Genomic DNA, 15,898 nt, shown 5'->3' on the forward strand with positions numbered 1-15,898 from the left:
TATCTGAACAGGCCCCAGGCTTCACAGTTCCCCCTTAATCTCTGCACAGTGCCGTGACGGATGAGGCAAGCCGTCACGGCGGGGGGTTCTGGGATCTGGGGGGATCTGTTTGCTGACGTCTGTCTTCATCGCTGCCGTTTCACTGGCCCTGTTCTGGATGGCGGCGTTCACCCTGTGGTGGCAGATGCACGCCTGGCGTACGCCGGAAGTGCTCGCCTCCACGCGGTTCAGCAGTCCGGACGGGCACGAGCACGTCTCGTTCTCGCTGCTGCTGCCCGCGCGGCACGAACAGGCGGTGCTGGACCACACGATCCAGAGGCTGCTGGAGTCCAGCCACACCGACTTCGAGATCATCGTGATCGTCGGGCACGACGACCCGGAGACCACCGCCGTGGCCGAGCAGGCCGCGGCGCGCGATCCCAGGGTGCGCGTCGTCGTCGACACCCACGAGAAGAAGAACAAGCCGAAGGCCATGAACACGGCCCTGCCGCACTGCCGCGGCGACGTCGTCGGTGTCTTCGACGCGGAGGACCAGGTCCACCCCGAACTCCTCGCGCACGTCGACCACGCCTTCCGCACCACCGGCGCGGACGTCGTCCAGGGCGGGGTCCAGCTGATCAACTTCCACTCCAGCTGGTACAGCCTGCGCAACTGCCTGGAGTACTTCTTCTGGTTCCGCTCGCGGCTCCACCTGCACGCGCAGAAAGGTTTCATCCCGCTCGGCGGCAATACCGTCTTCGTCCGCACGGACGTCCTCAGGGAAGCCGGCGGCTGGGACCCGGACTGCCTCGCCGAGGACTGCGACCTGGGCGTGAGGCTCTCCAGCGTCGGCAAGAAGGTCGTCGTCGCCTACGACTCCGACATGGTGACCCGCGAGGAGACCCCGGGCTCGCTGATGTCCCTGCTGAAGCAGCGCACCCGCTGGAACCAGGGGTTCCTTCAGGTGTACCGGAAGAAGGACTGGAAGCAACTGCCCACCCTCGGGCAGCGGCTGCTCGCCCGCTACACCCTGATGACGCCGTTCATGCAGGCCTTCACCGGCCTGGTCATCCCGCTGAACGTGGCGATCGCGCTGTTCCTGGACGTGCCCGTCGGCATCGCCTTCATCACCTTCCTGCCGGCCGTCACCGCGCTGGTCACCTTCGTCTTCGAGATCGTCGGACTCCACGACTTCGGCAAGCAGTACGGGCTGCGCGTGCGGTTCGCGCACTACCTGAAGCTCGTCGTGGGCGGCCCCTTCTACCAGGTCCTGCTCGCCGGGGCGGCCGTCCGTGCCGTGTGGCGCGAGCAGCGCGGCCGCAACGACTGGGAGCTGACGACGCATGTCGGCGCGCATCTCGACGAGACGGCCGTGACCCGGCAGGACGTTCCCGTGGCCCGGCAGGACGTTCCCGCGACCCGAGAGGACGTTCCCGCGTGACCTCCACCCTTCCCGCGGTGACCACAGCGAAGGTCCCCGCGCAGCGCCGGCCTGTGTCCGGCGCCGGTGCGCACCGACAAGCGGAGCCGCCGAGCCGGCTGCGCTCCTCCCGGTCCGACCTGCTCCTGTGCGGTGTCCTGCTCGTGGCGATCCTCGTCGTGCAGGGCTGGAACATCGCCGACTACCCGGCCCTCAGCGACGACGAGGGCACCTACCTCGCCCAGGCCTGGTCGGTCCAGCAGGGCGACGGCCTCGCCCACTACACCTACTGGTACGACCACCCGCCGCTGGGCTGGATCCAGATCGCCGTGCTGACCTGGATCCCCGCGCTGATCAGCCCCGAGTCGATGACCGTCGGCACCATGCGCGCCACGATGCTGGTGATCAGCGGCATCAGCGCGGTCCTCGTCTACGTACTGGGCCGCCGCCTCGCCCTGCCCCGCTGGGCGGCCGCGCTCGGCATGGTGTTCTTCGGCCTCTCGCCGCTGTCGGTCGTCCTCCAGCGGGAGATCTTCCTCGACAACCTCGCGGTGATGTGGACGCTGCTGGCCTTCACGCTGGCCGCCTCCCCGAGCCGCCACCTGTGGCACCACTTCGGCGCGGGCATGGCGGCGGCGACGGCCGTCCTGACCAAGGAGACGATGCTCATCGTCCTGCCCGCCCTGTTCCTCACCATGTGGCGGCACAGCCACAAGGACACCCGCAAGTTCGCCCTCACCGGAGCCGTCACGGCCTGCGCCCTGATCGGCTTCTCGTATCCGCTGTTCGCCCTGCTCAAGGGCGAGCTGCTGCCGGGCGCCGGGCACGTCTCCCTCTGGGACGGCGTCAAGTACCAGATGACCAGACCCGGTTCGGGCTTCATCCTGGACCAGGGCTCCGGCTCCTGGGGCGTGCTCCAGTCGTGGCTGTACTACGACAAGATCCTGCCCCTCGGCGGCCTCGCGGGCGCGCTGCTGCTCCTCGTCACCTGGCGCTGGTCGGTCACCGCCCGGGCCCTGGCGGGACCGGCCCTCGCCGTCGCGATCTTCGCCGCGCTGGCCCTGCGCCCCAACGGCTACCTGCCCGCGATGTACGTCATCCAGGGCCTGCCGTTCCTCGCCCTCGTCCTCGCCGGAGGAACCGCCTCCGTCGCCCACGCGGTACTGCGCCGCCGGCGCTCCGAGGCGGAGAAACGGTACGTCAGCGCGGGCCGGTACGCGCTCGCCACCGTCCTCGCCCTCGCCGCCGGCGCCTACGTCGTACCGCACTGGTACGACGGCGCCCGCACCGCCGTCACCACCGACGCCAACGCCCCCTACAAGGCCGCCTCCAAGTGGCTGGCCACCGAGGTCGAGAACCCGGAGCGCACCCGCGTCCTGGTCGACGACGCGCTCTGGCTCGACCTCGTGCACCAGGGCTACCGGCCGGGGCTCGGCGTCATCTGGTTCTACAAGGCCGACCTGGACCCGGCGGTGACGAAGACGATGCCGCGCGGCTGGAAGGACCTCGACTACGTCGTCGCCTCGCCGACCGTGCGGCGGGACGCGGCCGACCTGCCCAACGTCAAGTCCGCCATGGAGCACTCGGCCCCGGTCGCCACCTTCGGCACCGGTCCCGACCGCATCGAGATCCGCCAGATCCAGACCACCGCCGGAGGCGCGCGATGAGCCAGGAGTCCACCGTCCCCGGAGAGGTCGTCGAGACCGCCGAGATCCCCGAACCGGGCGCCGTCACCATCGTCGTACCGACGTTCAACGAGTCGGCGAACGTACGGCAGCTGTTGCGGCAGATCACCGAGGCCGTCCCGGCCCGGCTGCCGTGCGAGGTCGTCTTCGTGGACGACTCCACCGACGACACGCCCGACGTGATCCAGCAGGCGGCGCGGGACTGCCCCTTCCCGGTGACCGTGCTGCACCGCGAGGAGCCGGTGGGCGGGCTCGGGGGCGCGGTCGTCGAGGGGCTGAAGGCCGCCACGTCCGACTGGATCGTCGTCATGGACGGCGACTGCCAGCACCCGCCGTCCCTCGTCCCCGACCTGGTCGCCACCGGCGAGCGGGCGAACGCAGGACTCGTCGTCGCCTCCCGGTACATCAAGGGCGGCAGCCGGGCCGGGCTCGCCGGCAGCTACCGCGTGGCCGTCTCGCGCGGGGCGACGTGGCTGACCAAGGCGCTGTTCCCGCGCCGGCTGCACGGCATCAGCGACCCGATGAGCGGCTTCTTCGCGATCCGCCGCAGCGCGGTCACGGCCGACGTGCTCCAGCCGCTCGGCTACAAGATCCTCCTCGAACTCGCCGTCCGCAGCCGCCCGCGCACGGTCACCGAGGTGCCCTTCGTCTTCCAGGACCGGTTCGCCGGGGAGTCCAAGTCGACCGCCCAGGAGGGTCTGCGCTTCCTGCGCCACCTGGCCGGGCTGCGTGCCGCCTCGCCGGTCGCGCGCATGGTCGGCTTCGGCCTGATCGGGCTCACCGGCTTCCTGCCGAACCTGCTGGGACTGTGGGCGCTGACCGCCGCCGGCATGCACTACGTACCGGCGGAGATCCTCGCCAACCAGCTAGGCGTCGCCTGGAACTTCGTGCTCATCGAGCACCTGCTGTTCCGCGAGCGGCGCCGGCACCGCCGCTGGTGGGACCGGGCCGGGCGGTTCGCGCTGCTCGCCAACGCCGATCTGGTGCTGCGCATCCCGCTGATCGCCCTGTTCGTGCACCAGTTGCACCTGGGCGTGCTGTCCGCCACCGCGCTCGCGCTGGTGACGACGTTCGTCCTGCGCTTCGCGGCCACCGAAGCGCTGGTCTACCTGCCGCGCCGGGGCCCTGAGAAGCCCGTGCGTGAGAGCCGCACCGCGAGGAGAGCCGTGTGAACAAGTACCTGGACAGGTACCGGAGAAGAACGGCACTCGTGGGCGTGGGCGCGCTCACGGCCGGTCTCCTGCTGACCGCGCCCCAGCCCGCTTCCGCCGCCAACCTCATCAAGAACCCCGGCTTCGAGACCGCCGGGGCCGGCGACATGCCGTACTGCTGGGAGAAGTCCGGCTGGGGCGACAACGACTTCACCTTCACCACCACGAACGACGCGCACACCGGCTCCAAGGCCATGAAGGTCGAGCTGACCCGCCGCGCCGAGGGCGATCGCAAGGCCCTGATCACCGAGTCCGCCGAGTGCGCGCCGGTGGTGACGCCGGGCAAGCAGTACGACCTCGGGCTCTGGTACAAGACGACCACCCCGGACGCCTCGGTCACCCTCTTCCGGCACGACAAGACCGCCGGGTGGCAGTACTGGACCGACCTCAAGACGCTGGACCTGGCCGGCACCTGGACCGAGGCCACGGTCCGCACCCCCGAGGTCCCGGCCGGCACCGACCGCATCTCCTGGGGCGTCTCCGTCTACGGCACCGGCTCCGCCACCACCGACGACTATCGGATGGACCAGGTCCCCGACCCGGTCCTGCCGCCGAAGTGCACGGGCACGGCCGAGCAGTGCGCGAACGGCAAGTGGGACGTGCTGCCCACGAAGAACCCGGTCCGTTCCATGCACTCCGTCGTCCTCCACAACGGCAAGGTGCTGCTGATCGCGGGCTCCGGCAACGACGAGTCGATGTTCAAGGCGGGCACGTTCACCTCGGCGGTCTACGACCCGGCGAACGGCTCCTACAAGGTCGTCCCCACGCCGAAGGACATGTTCTGCGCCGGCCACGTGCAGCTCCAGGACGGGCGGGTGCTGGTGATGAGCGGCAACAAGGGCTACCCCACGGCGGACGGCCGCGTCGGCTACCAGGGCTACAAGGACTCGTACATCTTCGACCCGGAGACCGAGACCTACACCAAGACCAACGACATGAACGACGGCCACTGGTACCCGTCGGCCACGATCCTCGGCAACGGTGACGTCATCTCCTTCGGCGGTCTGAAGGAGGACTCCACCGGCTCGGTCACCGCCGAGCTGTTCTCCGAGGCCGAGCAGCGGTGGCAGCCGCTGTGGAAGGTCAACCAGACCTGGTCGTACTGGGGTCTGTACCCGTCGATGATCCTCATGCAGGACGGCCGCCTCTTCTACTCGGGCAGCCATGTCTTCGGCAACAACATCCCCGGCACGGGCTCGGCGATCTACGACTACGGCGCCAACACCACCACCCAGGTCCCGGGCCTGCAGAAGAAGGACGAGCGCGACCAGTCGGCCAGCGTGCTGCTGCCTCCGGCGCAGGACCAGAAGGTCCTCACCCTCGGCGGCGGCAACATCGACTCCAACCCGGAGGCGAACCGCCTGACCGACATCATCGACCTCAAGCAGCCCAGCCCGTCCTACGTGGCCGGGCCGCCGATCCCGCAGGGCACGGTCGACCTCGGCAACGGGCATGTCCCGCAGACCGGGAACCAGGGCAAGATGTACGTCTCCGCGGTGCTCCTGCCGGACGGCAAGGTGCTGGAGACGGGCGGCGCGCTGCACAACCGCGCCAACCCGGTCTACGAGACGTCGCTCTTCGACCCGGAGTCGGAGACCTTCGACCCGGTGGCCGTCGACCCCGAGGCGCGCGGTTACCACTCCTCGGCGTTCCTGCTCCCCGACGGCCGCGTGATGACCACCGGCGACAACCCGGGCAACGGCTCCTGGAACCACGACGTGTCGGTCTACAGCCCGCCCTACCTGTTCAAGGGCCCGAGACCGGCGATCACCTCGGTGATCGACATCGAGTGGAACTACGGCGACACTCAGCGGATCACCGTCGACCGGCCCATCGCCAAGGCCGAGCTGATCCGCCCGGCCGCCGTCACCCACTCCTCCGACCCGAACCAGCGGTTCGTGGACCTGCCGCTGTCCGTCGACGGCAACAACGTCGACCTGAACGTGACGAGCAATCCCAATCTGGCCCCGCCCGGCTGGTACATGCTCTTCGCGGTGGACGCGAACGGTGTGCCGTCGGTGGCGAAGTGGGTGCACCTGAAGGGCCCGCAGGCGCTCAAGGCGACGGACGCCTCGGCCCACGTCCACGACTTCGCGGACGCGCCCGAGGGCAAGGTGGCGGGACCCGGCACGAAGCGCACGTCCCAGAAGGTCAGCCCGACGATCTCCGGCTGCGACCGCCACTACGGCTCGGTCAACGTCTGCGTGCCGACCGACTTCCCGGCGGAGGTGAAGAAGACGACGGCGTCCCGCTGCGCGTGGCTCAAGGCGAACGACTACGGCCGCTTGAAGGTCAACGGCAGGGACGATCCGCTGGGCCTGGACCGGAACGGCGACGGCATCGCCTGCGGCAGGCAGGACCTGACCAGACGTTGAAATTGCCCTGAGAGGGGCGCCCCCTCAGAGGCGGGGAACTGCGGGACCAGCCACAACGGCCCCGCGGTTCCCCACGGCGCTCACCACTCAACGGCGCTCGGAGCGAAGCGCAAGCGCACGCTCCACGATCGCCTCCAACTGCTCGTGGTGCGCACCCTTCCAATACGCCCGGCCGCACGCGGTGCACTGCGCGAACACGTCGTACGTCGCATGCGTCCCGTGCTTCAGCTGATCGGCGACCTCGTCCTTGGTCGCCTTGCGGAGCAGCCCGTTGCAGGCCGTGCACCGCGTCCAGGGCCGCAGTTCGGGCTGGAACCGGTCCAGGACGTCCTGAAGCTGCTCCTCCGGTCGGGTGCTGTACACGAACGCCCCGGCCCACAGCTCGCGCCTGCGCAGCAACCCCCGGTCCCGGCTCAGCATGACCCGCTGTTCCGCCGCCGACCGGGCGGCCAGCGCCGGATCGCCGATGTCGGTCGACTCGTACGCCGTGTCGACACCGAGCAGCCGCAGCCGGCGGGCCAGCGTGCCGAGGTGTACGTCGAGGAGGAACCGCAGGGGCGCGCCCGGCACCCGCTGGGGGCGGGCGACGGTCCGTACGGTCACGGACTCGCCGGCCGCGGGGACGTGCGAGACGGGCACTTCGCGGCCGTTCACGACCAGGGCACCCACCTCGGTCAGCGGCACACCCAGCGACTCGACGACGTGACCCAGGCTGGAGACGCCGTCCGTGGTGGCCCGCAGGGTGCCCGACCGCCGGGCCTGGGGGACGAACACGTGCAGCTCGGGAGCGAACTCGACGTGGATCTCGGGACCGTTCACCCGGTCAGGATGTCACGGGGGGCTCGGCAGCGGCCTGCCGTTTCGGCAGGTCCGTGAGGGTGTCGAGGGTGCGGTCGACCAGTTCCGGCAGGTCGTCCCGGAAGTCCCGTTCGACCCAGTAGATCATCGTCTCCAGCAGAGCGCCCATCAGGCCCATGGCGTAGACGCGCACTTCGAGTTCGTCCTGGTCGCGGCCGGTGCGCTCGGCCAGCGCCCGGCACAGCAGGCGGCCGGTGACGGACATGCTCTCCATCATCCGCGCGCGCAGCGCGGGCACCTCGACCATCAGCCGGACGCGAAGGATCATCTCGTCCTGTTCGTCGTCAGGGCTGTCGGCGATGGCCGCGGTCAGTCCCTGACGGATCGACCAGCGCAACGACTCCAGGACCGGTTCGTCCTGGGGCCGTGCCCGCAGCAGGTCCTCCACCAAGGGGTCGTACTCGTCCGTCAGGACGATGTCCTCCTTGGTGGGGAAGTAGCGGAAAACGGTGCTCGGCGAGACCTCGGCGCGCTCCGCGATCTGCTCGACCGTGGTGGCCTCGTACCCCTGTTCCTTGATCAAGGCGTACGTGGCGTCCCTGATCGCGATCCGTGTCTTGATCTTCTTGCGCTCCCGCAGGCTCAGATGCCGCGCGGCCTCGGGAACAGGGGTCCGTGCCGTGGTCATACGGCTCATTGTCGGTCATCCGCCTCCAGCCGGGCCATGTCCGGGGCGGGGGCCGCCTCGGTCGGCGGGTCGGGCAGCAGCAGCGCCGCTGAGCGAGTCGCGTGCCGCGTCCGCCGCCCGCGGGGGCAGTCCGGCGGTGTCGAGCCGCTCGTCGCAGGTGCCCGCGACGAGGCTGCCGAACAGGGCGATCCCGAGGGCGCCGCCCACCTGGCGCAGCGTCATCATCAGCGAGTGACAGAAGCGCTGAAATGAGGGTTACTCTCAAAAGAGAGTCCCACTGTCAATGTGTGAGGACATGAGAAAGGGCCACGGCTCGGAAAGCCATGGCCCTGGGCTGCGCGACAGCTGTCAGCCGTGCTGGTACGCCACCAGCGAGATCCCCACGTAGTGCGCGATGAAGGCCGCCAGGGTGAAGGAGTGGAACACCTCGTGGAAGCCGAACCAGCGCGGTGACGGGTTGGGTCGCTTGATCCCGTAGATCACGCCGCCCGCGCTGTAGAGCACACCGCCGACGATGACCAGGACGAGGACGGCGATGCCGCCGGTCCGCATGAAGTCCGGCAGGTAGAAGACGGCCGCCCAGCCCATGGCGATGTAGCACGGCGTGTAGAGCCAGCGCGGGGCACCGACCCAGAAGACGCGGAAGACGATGCCGGCCGCCGCCGCGGCCCAGATGCCCCACAGCAGCCACTCGCCCTTGGCGCCGGGCAGCAGCAGCATGGCCAGCGGTGTGTAGGTGCCCGCGATGATCAGGAAGATGTTGGCGTGATCCAGACGGCGCAGCACGCCGTCCATGCGCGGACTCCAGTTGCCGCGGTGGTACAGCGCGCTCACGCCGAACAGCAGGCACGCCGTCAGGGCGAAGATCCCGCAGGCGATGCGCCCTCTGGTCGAGTCGGCGAGGGCGGTCAGTACCAGGCCCGCGACCAGGACAGCCGGGAACATGCCCAGGTGAAGCCAGCCGCGCAGCTTGGGCTTGACCGGGTGCGGCAGGGAGAGCGCCGTGGGACCACGGCCGTCGGCCGGCGTGTCCGAAGGCGCGTCGGGGGCGAACGCAGTCATGGCCGAATGGTAGCTACGGAGCCGTAAGTGACCTATCAGTCGGGTCGATTGGCCGATGAAGAGTGGCCATCCTCTCACCGTGGCCGAACGATGGTTACGCAAACGGACGGTCAGGTGAACCCAACGTGCATGTAAAGGGGCGCGAGAAACCGTGGCGATCCTCACGTTGCTCACCTGTGCGCTCCTCTGGACAGATGGGCGCGAGCGTCGGATGATCAAATGAGTGCGGTCGGCACCGGATGAGCGCCAAGTTTCACCGTGAAGCATCCGGGTCGCAGCCCCCACGGGGCCTCCACATCAAAAAAATCCCTCATTTAGGAGCAATCGTGGCGCGCGACATCGCGGCTCCCACCGTCCCCACCACCCACCAGGGCCTGATCTCGTGGGTCAACGAGATCGCCGAGCTGACGCAGCCGGACAACGTGGTCTGGTGTGACGGTTCCGAGGCCGAGTACGAGCGACTGTGCGAGGAGCTCGTCCAGAAGGGCACCTTCCGGAAACTCGACCCGATCAAGCGCCCCCACTCCTACTACGCGGCCTCCGACCCCACCGACGTCGCCCGCGTGGAGGACCGGACGTTCATCTGCTCCGAGAAGGAGGCGGACGCGGGCCCGACCAACCACTGGAAGGCCCCCGCCGAGATGCGGGAGATCTTCCAGGGCTCCGGGGGCCAGGGCGGCCTGTTCCGCGGCTCGATGCGCGGCCGGACCATGTACGTCGTGCCGTTCTGCATGGGCCCGCTCGGCTCGCCGCTGTCCGCGCTCGGTGTCGAGATCACCGACTCGGCGTACGTCGCCGTCTCCATGCGCACCATGACCCGCATGGGCCAGGCGGTGCTGGACGAGCTCGGCTCCGACGGCTTCTTCGTCAAGGCCGTGCACACGCTGGGCGCCCCGCTGGAGCCCGGCCAGGAGGACGTCCCCTGGCCCTGCAACACCACGAAGTACATCTCGCACTTCCCCGAGGACCGTGAGATCTGGTCCTACGGCTCCGGCTACGGCGGCAACGCCCTGCTCGGCAAGAAGTGCTACGCCCTGCGCATCGCCTCCGTGATGGCGCGTGACGAGGGCTGGCTGGCCGAGCACATGCTCGTGCTGAAGCTGACCCCGCCGCGCGGCGAGGCCAAGTACGTCGCCGCCGCCTTCCCGAGCGCCTGCGGCAAGACCAACCTCGCCATGCTGGAGCCGACCATCCCGGGCTGGACGGTCGAGACCATCGGTGACGACATCGCCTGGATGCGCTTCGGCGAGGACGGCCGGCTGTACGCCATCAACCCCGAGGCGGGCTTCTTCGGTGTCGCGCCCGGCACCGGCGAGCACACCAACGCCAACGCGATGAAGACGCTGTGGGGCAACGCGGTCTTCACCAACGTCGCGCTGACGGACGACGGCGACGTCTGGTGGGAGGGCATGACCGAGGAGCCGCCCGCCCACCTCACCGACTGGAAGGGCAACGACTGGACGCCGGAGTCCGGGACGCCGGCCGCCCACCCCAACGCCCGCTTCACCGTCCCGGCCGCGCAGTGCCCGATCATCGCGCCGGAGTGGGAGGACCCGAAGGGCGTGCCGATCTCGGCGATCCTCTTCGGCGGCCGCCGCGCCACCGCCGTACCGCTGGTGACGGAGTCCTTCGACTGGAACCACGGCGTCTTCCTCGGCGCCAACGTGGCCTCCGAGAAGACCGCCGCCGCCGAGGGCAAGGTCGGCGAACTGCGCCGCGACCCCTTCGCGATGCTGCCGTTCTGCGGCTACAACATGGGCGACTACATGGCCCACTGGATCGACGTGGCCAAGGAGAAGGACCAGTCCAAGCTGCCGAAGATCTACTACGTCAACTGGTTCCGCAAGGACGACGAGGGCAAGTTCGTCTGGCCCGGCTTCGGTGAGAACTCCCGCGTCCTGAAGTGGATCGTGGAGCGCCTGGAGGGCAAGGCGGAGGGCGTCGAGACCCCGATCGGGATCCTGCCGACCAAGGACGCCCTCGACACGAACGGCCTGGAACTGGCCGACTCCGACCTGGACTTCCTGCTCACGGTCGACAAGGAGGTCTGGCGCGAGGAGGCCGCCCTGGTCCCCGAGCACCTCAACACCTTCGGCGAGCACACGCCGAAGGAGCTGTGGGACGAGTACCGCGCGCTGGTGCAGCGCCTGGGCTGAGCCCACCCCCGAACTCCGCGGCCGGCTGGAACCGACAGTGCCCTGACCAGCAACATCGTCACAGCCGGCCGCGGAACACACTGGCGGGGTCCCGCACAACGGCGTGCGGGGTTCCGAGCCCGGCGCCGCCCTCCGTCCGCCCCGACGGACCCGGTGGCGACAGGGCTCATCCCCGCCCGATTCGGCATGGCTCGCCCAGCGGGCTCACGAACGTGCCGATGGATGACTGAGCGCTCCGGTCGGCCCTTCCGAGCCGACCGGAGCGCTCGGCCTTCGCGAGCGCGGTGGGCCGAAGGCCCGCACATCTCTCTGCCGCTGTCCGTCCTGAAGAGCCGCGGCCTGCCGACCGCCGAGCCCCACGCCTTCCGCGCCAACCGCACGACCCTCTCCACATACCGCGTGGTTCCGGGAGGGTCGTCCGCGGGGACTTGTGGCGCCCGGTCCGCGCGTCGCTGCGGGTGCGCGCGGACCGGGGCCGTCAGGGGGAGCCCCCGTGGGGGCTCAGCGGGACGCGAGTTCGCGCGGCTCCAGGGCCGCGGCGTGCGCGTCCATCCGCTCGGCGGACAGGATGGCGGCCGCCGTGTCGGCGCGGGAGGCGGCGACGACCAGCGCGCGGCCGGCCAGCGCGTGCGCCCGCCGGTGCAGGGCCGCCACGCCGCGCTCACGGCGGGTGCCGCTCATCGGCGCGCGGACCGGCGTACGTCCGCCCCGCAGCCGGCTCACCTGCTGCGCGAGCCGCTCCGCCGCGGTGTCCAGGTCGGTCGAGCTCTCGGTGGCCCGCAGCTCGTCCGTGACGGCGAGCAGGGCGGCGAGATGGCCCGCGAGCTGGATGTCCAGCTCTTCCTCGCGGGAGCGGTGGGGAAAGTCGGGGGCGGGGCCGTCCACCGTGCTGTGGACCGACTTGGTGCGGATCGGTTCGTACATGGAAGGCCTCCTGTGTGCTTACAGGAAGCCATCCTAGCTTAGATTTCGTCTAAAGTTGAGTCGTTCGCAATTCCGGACTGGCTGCACACGTACGGTGAGCGCGGCGTCCGGTCAGGCCTGGCTGTAGCCGTCCAGGAAGTGCCCGATCCGGCCCACCGCGTCCCGCAGGTCGCCGACCGTCGGCAGGGTCACCACGCGGAAGTGGTCCGGCTCCGGCCAGTTGAAGCCTGTGCCCTGGACGACCATGATCTTCTCGCGCCGGAGCAGGTCCAGGACCATCCGCCGGTCGTCCTTGATCTTGAAGACCTTGGGGTCCAGGCGCGGGAAGAGATACAGCGCCCCCTTCGGCTTCACGCAGGTCACACCCGGGATCTGGGTCAGCAGCTCGTAGGCGACGTCCCGCTGCTCGCGCAGCCGGCCGCCCGGCAGCACCAGGTCGTTGATCGTCTGGCGTCCGCTGAGCGCCGCGACGACGCCGTGCTGTCCCGGCATGTTCGCGCACAGGCGCATGTTCGCCAGGATCGTCAGGCCCTCGATGTAGGAGTCGGCGTGCGCGCGGGGCCCGGAGATCGACATCCAGCCGACCCGGTAGCCGGCCACCCGGTACGCCTTCGACATGCCGTTGAAGGTGAGGGTCAGCAGGTCGGGGGCGACGGCGGCGGTCGGGGTGTGCGCGGCACCGTCGTAGAGGATCTTGTCGTAGATCTCGTCCGAGCAGATCAGCAGGTTGTGGCGGCGGGCGATGTCGGTGAGCCCCTTGATCATCGCCTCGTCGTAGACGGCCCCGGTCGGGTTGTTGGGGTTGATGATCACGAGCGCCTTGGTGCGGTCGGTGACCTTGCGCTCGATGTCGGCCAGGTCCGGCATCCAGTCGGCCTGCTCGTCGCACCGGTAGTGCACGGCGGTGCCGCCGGACAGGGAGACGGCGGCGGTCCACAGCGGATAGTCCGGGGCGGGCACGAGCACCTCGTCCCCGTCGTCCAGCAGGCCCTGCATCGCCATGACGATCAGCTCGGAGACGCCGTTGCCGATGAAGACGTGCTCGACGTCGGTCTCGATGCCGAGGGTCTGGTTGTGCATGACGACCGCGCGGCGGGCGGCCAGTAGGCCCTTGGCGTCTCCGTACCCATGGGCGGAGGACACGTTCCGGAGGATGTCCTCCAGGATCTCGGGCGGACACTCGAAGCCGAACGCGGCCGGGTTGCCGGTGTTCAGCTTGAGGATGCGGTGACCGGCGGCTTCCAGCCGCATCGCCTCCTCGAGCACCGGGCCCCGGATCTCGTAACAGACGTTGGCGAGCTTGGTCGACTGGATCACCTGCATGTCTGGGAGCTTACGGCGCGGTAATGCGCCACGGGTCGTGTTTTCCGCCACGTGAGACGCGTCGCTTTGGGTGGATATCGTCGCGCGCTGTCCCACCAGCACCTTCGGTGCCTAGAATGCGCCGCCATGTCCAGGCCATCCGAGTACGCCGACGGAGCGACGGGCGGGGCTGCCCAGGGGCCGCCGAACGTCTACCTGCCGCAGGCCGACCCGCCACCGCCCTACGACGCGTACGCCGATCCGGCGGCGGCGCACGGTTGGCAGGACGTGTACGACCCCATGGACGGCCGGAGCCCCATGGACGGCCGGCACCTCACGGACGGCCAGGACGCCGCGCGCGGCACCGGCGGGACGCGAGGCATGGGTGACACGCGCGAGCTGCCGCCGGTGCCGGTGCACGCCCCTGCCGGTGCCGGCCGCCACTCCCGCAAGAGGCGAGCGCCGTGGCGTGCCCGCCGGGTGGCGGTCGCCGTCGGAGCCGTGGGCGCCGTGTCGGCGGCCGCGCTGATCGCCGGTCTCGGCTTCTCCGACGCGCCCTCCGGCGGGACACGTGAGGGTGGCGGCGGCCGGACGGGCCCGACCGCGGGGGAGTCGCCGACGGTGCCGTCGACCGGTACCGGCCGGACACCGACCCCCGGGACCCCCCTCGTCGCCCAACCGGCGAACAGTGACGAGCCGTCCGAGCCGGCGTCCGTGGGCCCGTCCACGGAAGCGAGCCCCACCCCGTCCGAACCGGCCACTCCGAGTCCCTCGGTCGGCACGCCCTCGGCCGCCACCCCGACGACCTCCGCTCCCGCGGCCACCGCCACGCCGCCCGGCCGGACCGACGGAAAGCCCGGACATGGTCCCGGCGGCACGAAGGGCCCCAAGTAGTCCGTCTCCGCGGCCCTGTCACCACCGCTCCGGTCCTGCGCTCCCGACCGCCGAAGCCGCCGGCTTGACGTTCACGCCGACGTGAACGTCGAGGGTGGACGACCTGCGTCTCCTCGACGACTGCCTGCGTGACGAGCTGGTCGGGGACCATGCCTGCGCCGACCCGACTCCCAAGGTCGACGTCTTCGGGCACCGCCTCGCCCTTCTCCAGCAGCGCATCGATGGCCTCGTCGCCGTCCGCGAGCAGCTCCTCGACCGTCTGTCCGAACTCCGCCCGGCGGTTACCAAGGGCCCCAAGTAGTCCGGCCACCAGGGCCGTTGAGTAGGGTCGGGCCGGACGGGCAGGTTCTCCGCGCGGAACAACTCCTTGCCCCATCCGCCTTGCGACGATCACAATGCGCATGACAACACTGCAGGCGGCCGGAAGTTTTCCGGCCGCCTCCGTCGCAAGAGGGGACCCCCCATGAGAAAACCTCTCGCAGCCGCGTTCTGCGCCCTGGCGATAGCCGGGGCCGGCGCGGCTCCCGCGACCGCCGCCGATGCCGCCCCCACGGGCGTCGGCAAGGCCGCGGACACGGGCGCGGTCACGTCCGCCGTCTCGGACGTGGTCACGTCCGCAGCGGAGACCGTGTCCGGGCTCACCAACCCCGCGCCCAAGGGCGTGAACTTCGCCGGCACGGTCGCGCTCAGCAACTGCTCGGGCTCCGTCGTCCGCATGCCGGACTCCGAGGCTGACGACCCCGCGCTGGTGATGACCAACGGACACTGCCTGGAGTCCGGCTTCCCCGGCCCCGGCGAGGTCCAGGTCGACAAGGCGTCCAGCCGCACCTTCAGCCTGCTCAACGCCTCCGGCTCGCGCGTGGCGACCCTGCGCGCCGCCAAGCTCGCGTACGCCACGATGACCGACACGGACGTCGCGTTCTACCAACTCACCACCAGCTACGGGCAGATCAAGAGCTCGTACGGCATCAGCCCGCTGACGCTGAACGACACGCACCCGGTCGCCGGCACCGCCATCAGTATCCCCTCCGGCTACTGGAAGCGGATCTACAGCTGCGACATCGACGGGTTCGCGTACCGCCTGAAGGAGGGCGACTGGACCTGGAAGGACTCGGTCCGTTACACCTCCGCCTGCAACACCATCGGCGGCACGTCCGGCTCGCCCGTCGTCGACCAGGCCACCGGCAAGGTCGTCGCCATCAACAACACCGGCAACGAGGACGGCGAGCGCTGCACGGTGAACAACCCCTGTGAGGTCGACAAGAGCGGCAACGTGACCGTCCGCAAGGGCATCAACTACGCCCAGGAGACCTACCAGATCCCGTCCTGCTTCGGCATCGACAACAAGCTCGACCTGAGCGCGAGCGGCTGCGTCCTGCCCAAGCCGTAAGGCCAGGGCGGGTT

14 protein-coding genes are annotated in these 15,898 nt (G+C 69.9%); 8 read left to right on the forward strand and 6 right to left on the reverse strand.

Annotated features, from left to right (window positions below):
- Nucleotides 1–109 precede the first annotated feature (109 nt).
- From ABZ192_RS32030 to ABZ192_RS32045, 4 genes are read left to right on the forward strand one after another with little or no spacing between them, the layout of a single operon-like run.
- On the forward strand, nucleotides 110–1,420 hold the full coding sequence (locus ABZ192_RS32030) for a glycosyltransferase (protein WP_356927975.1): 1,311 nt from the start codon (nucleotides 110–112) through the stop codon (nucleotides 1,418–1,420).
- The gene (locus tag ABZ192_RS32035; protein ID WP_356927976.1) at nucleotides 1,417–3,066 is read left to right on the forward strand and encodes a phospholipid carrier-dependent glycosyltransferase; all 1,650 of its coding nucleotides are present in this window, start codon (nucleotides 1,417–1,419) and stop codon (nucleotides 3,064–3,066) included. The genes ABZ192_RS32030 and ABZ192_RS32035 overlap by 4 nt, the downstream gene beginning before the upstream one ends.
- On the forward strand, nucleotides 3,063–4,256 hold the full coding sequence (locus ABZ192_RS32040; RefSeq protein ID WP_356927977.1) for a glycosyltransferase family 2 protein: 1,194 nt from the start codon (nucleotides 3,063–3,065) through the stop codon (nucleotides 4,254–4,256). The genes ABZ192_RS32035 and ABZ192_RS32040 overlap by 4 nt, the downstream gene beginning before the upstream one ends.
- Nucleotides 4,253–6,670 carry a galactose oxidase-like domain-containing protein gene (locus ABZ192_RS32045; protein WP_356927978.1) on the forward strand — a complete coding sequence of 806 codons (2,418 nt, stop codon included), beginning with the start codon at nucleotides 4,253–4,255 and terminating at the stop codon, nucleotides 6,668–6,670. Before ABZ192_RS32040 ends, ABZ192_RS32045 begins: the two co-directional genes overlap by 4 nt.
- A gap of 87 nt (nucleotides 6,671–6,757) precedes the next feature.
- On the opposite strand, the gene ABZ192_RS32050 is transcribed toward ABZ192_RS32045, so the two are convergent.
- The 4 genes from ABZ192_RS32050 to ABZ192_RS32065 all read right to left on the reverse strand — a co-directional run bounded on the left by ABZ192_RS32050 (nucleotide 6,758) and on the right by ABZ192_RS32065 (nucleotide 9,218).
- Nucleotides 6,758–7,489: a Mut7-C RNAse domain-containing protein gene (locus tag ABZ192_RS32050; RefSeq protein WP_356927979.1), complete on the reverse strand. Its 732-nt coding sequence runs from the start codon at nucleotides 7,487–7,489 to the stop codon at nucleotides 6,758–6,760.
- Nucleotides 7,490–7,493: 4 nt separating this feature from the next.
- Nucleotides 7,494–8,156 carry a TetR family transcriptional regulator gene (locus ABZ192_RS32055; RefSeq protein ID WP_356927980.1) on the reverse strand — a complete coding sequence of 221 codons (663 nt, stop codon included), beginning with the start codon at nucleotides 8,154–8,156 and terminating at the stop codon, nucleotides 7,494–7,496.
- 15 nt (nucleotides 8,157–8,171) lie between these two features.
- A complete protein-coding gene (locus tag ABZ192_RS32060) occupies nucleotides 8,172–8,378 on the reverse strand; it encodes a hypothetical protein (RefSeq protein WP_356927981.1) in 207 nt (68 codons plus the stop codon).
- A 126-nt stretch (nucleotides 8,379–8,504) separates the two neighbouring features.
- Complete coding sequence (locus tag ABZ192_RS32065; RefSeq protein WP_356927982.1) at nucleotides 8,505–9,218, reverse strand: hemolysin III family protein; 714 nt, start codon at nucleotides 9,216–9,218, stop codon at nucleotides 8,505–8,507.
- Nucleotides 9,219–9,544: 326 nt separating this feature from the next.
- Between ABZ192_RS32065 and ABZ192_RS32070 the strand changes: the two genes are divergently transcribed.
- The gene (locus tag ABZ192_RS32070; RefSeq protein WP_356927983.1) at nucleotides 9,545–11,374 is read left to right on the forward strand and encodes a phosphoenolpyruvate carboxykinase (GTP); all 1,830 of its coding nucleotides are present in this window, start codon (nucleotides 9,545–9,547) and stop codon (nucleotides 11,372–11,374) included.
- A 501-nt stretch (nucleotides 11,375–11,875) separates the two neighbouring features.
- Here ABZ192_RS32070 and ABZ192_RS32075 read toward each other — a convergent pair.
- Entirely contained in the window at nucleotides 11,876–12,298 is a 423-nt protein-coding gene (locus ABZ192_RS32075) for a hypothetical protein (RefSeq protein WP_356927984.1), read from the reverse strand.
- A gap of 111 nt (nucleotides 12,299–12,409) precedes the next feature.
- Nucleotides 12,410–13,621 (reverse strand): pyridoxal phosphate-dependent aminotransferase, encoded by a 1,212-nt coding sequence (locus ABZ192_RS32080; protein WP_356927985.1) that lies wholly within the window; start codon nucleotides 13,619–13,621, stop codon nucleotides 12,410–12,412.
- Between the two features lie 126 nt (nucleotides 13,622–13,747).
- On the opposite strand from ABZ192_RS32080, the gene ABZ192_RS32085 reads away from it, so the two are divergent.
- The 3 genes from ABZ192_RS32085 to ABZ192_RS32095 all read left to right on the forward strand — a co-directional run bounded on the left by ABZ192_RS32085 (nucleotide 13,748) and on the right by ABZ192_RS32095 (nucleotide 15,884).
- Nucleotides 13,748–14,494 carry a hypothetical protein gene (locus ABZ192_RS32085; protein ID WP_356927986.1) on the forward strand — a complete coding sequence of 249 codons (747 nt, stop codon included), beginning with the start codon at nucleotides 13,748–13,750 and terminating at the stop codon, nucleotides 14,492–14,494.
- Nucleotides 14,495–14,588: 94 nt separating this feature from the next.
- Nucleotides 14,589–14,795 (forward strand): hypothetical protein, encoded by a 207-nt coding sequence (locus ABZ192_RS32090; RefSeq protein ID WP_356927987.1) that lies wholly within the window; start codon nucleotides 14,589–14,591, stop codon nucleotides 14,793–14,795.
- A gap of 162 nt (nucleotides 14,796–14,957) precedes the next feature.
- Nucleotides 14,958–15,884, forward strand: a complete 927-nt coding sequence (locus tag ABZ192_RS32095; protein WP_356927988.1) for a serine protease — start codon at nucleotides 14,958–14,960, stop codon at nucleotides 15,882–15,884.
- Nucleotides 15,885–15,898: the final 14 nt, after the last annotated feature.

The sequence above is a fragment of the Streptomyces sp. NPDC006235 genome (genome assembly GCF_040613735.1).
Lineage (GTDB): Bacteria > Actinomycetota > Actinomycetes > Streptomycetales > Streptomycetaceae > Streptomyces.

What these genes read in the sequence shown, in the direction of transcription:
- ABZ192_RS32040 (WP_356927977.1), top strand. Translation starts at nt 3,063, where the DNA reads ATGAGCCAGGAGTCCACCGTCCCCGGAGAGGTCGTCGAGACCGCCGAG.
- ABZ192_RS32055 (WP_356927980.1), bottom strand. Translation starts at nt 8,156, where the DNA reads ATGACCACGGCACGGACCCCTGTTCCCGAGGCCGCGCGGCATCTGAGC.
- ABZ192_RS32060 (WP_356927981.1), bottom strand. Translation starts at nt 8,378, where the DNA reads ATGACGCTGCGCCAGGTGGGCGGCGCCCTCGGGATCGCCCTGTTCGGC.
- ABZ192_RS32065 (WP_356927982.1), bottom strand. Translation starts at nt 9,218, where the DNA reads ATGACTGCGTTCGCCCCCGACGCGCCTTCGGACACGCCGGCCGACGGC.
- ABZ192_RS32075 (WP_356927984.1), bottom strand. Translation starts at nt 12,298, where the DNA reads ATGTACGAACCGATCCGCACCAAGTCGGTCCACAGCACGGTGGACGGC.
- ABZ192_RS32080 (WP_356927985.1), bottom strand. Translation starts at nt 13,621, where the DNA reads ATGCAGGTGATCCAGTCGACCAAGCTCGCCAACGTCTGTTACGAGATC.
- ABZ192_RS32085 (WP_356927986.1), top strand. Translation starts at nt 13,748, where the DNA reads ATGTCCAGGCCATCCGAGTACGCCGACGGAGCGACGGGCGGGGCTGCC.
- ABZ192_RS32095 (WP_356927988.1), top strand. Translation starts at nt 14,958, where the DNA reads ATGAGAAAACCTCTCGCAGCCGCGTTCTGCGCCCTGGCGATAGCCGGG.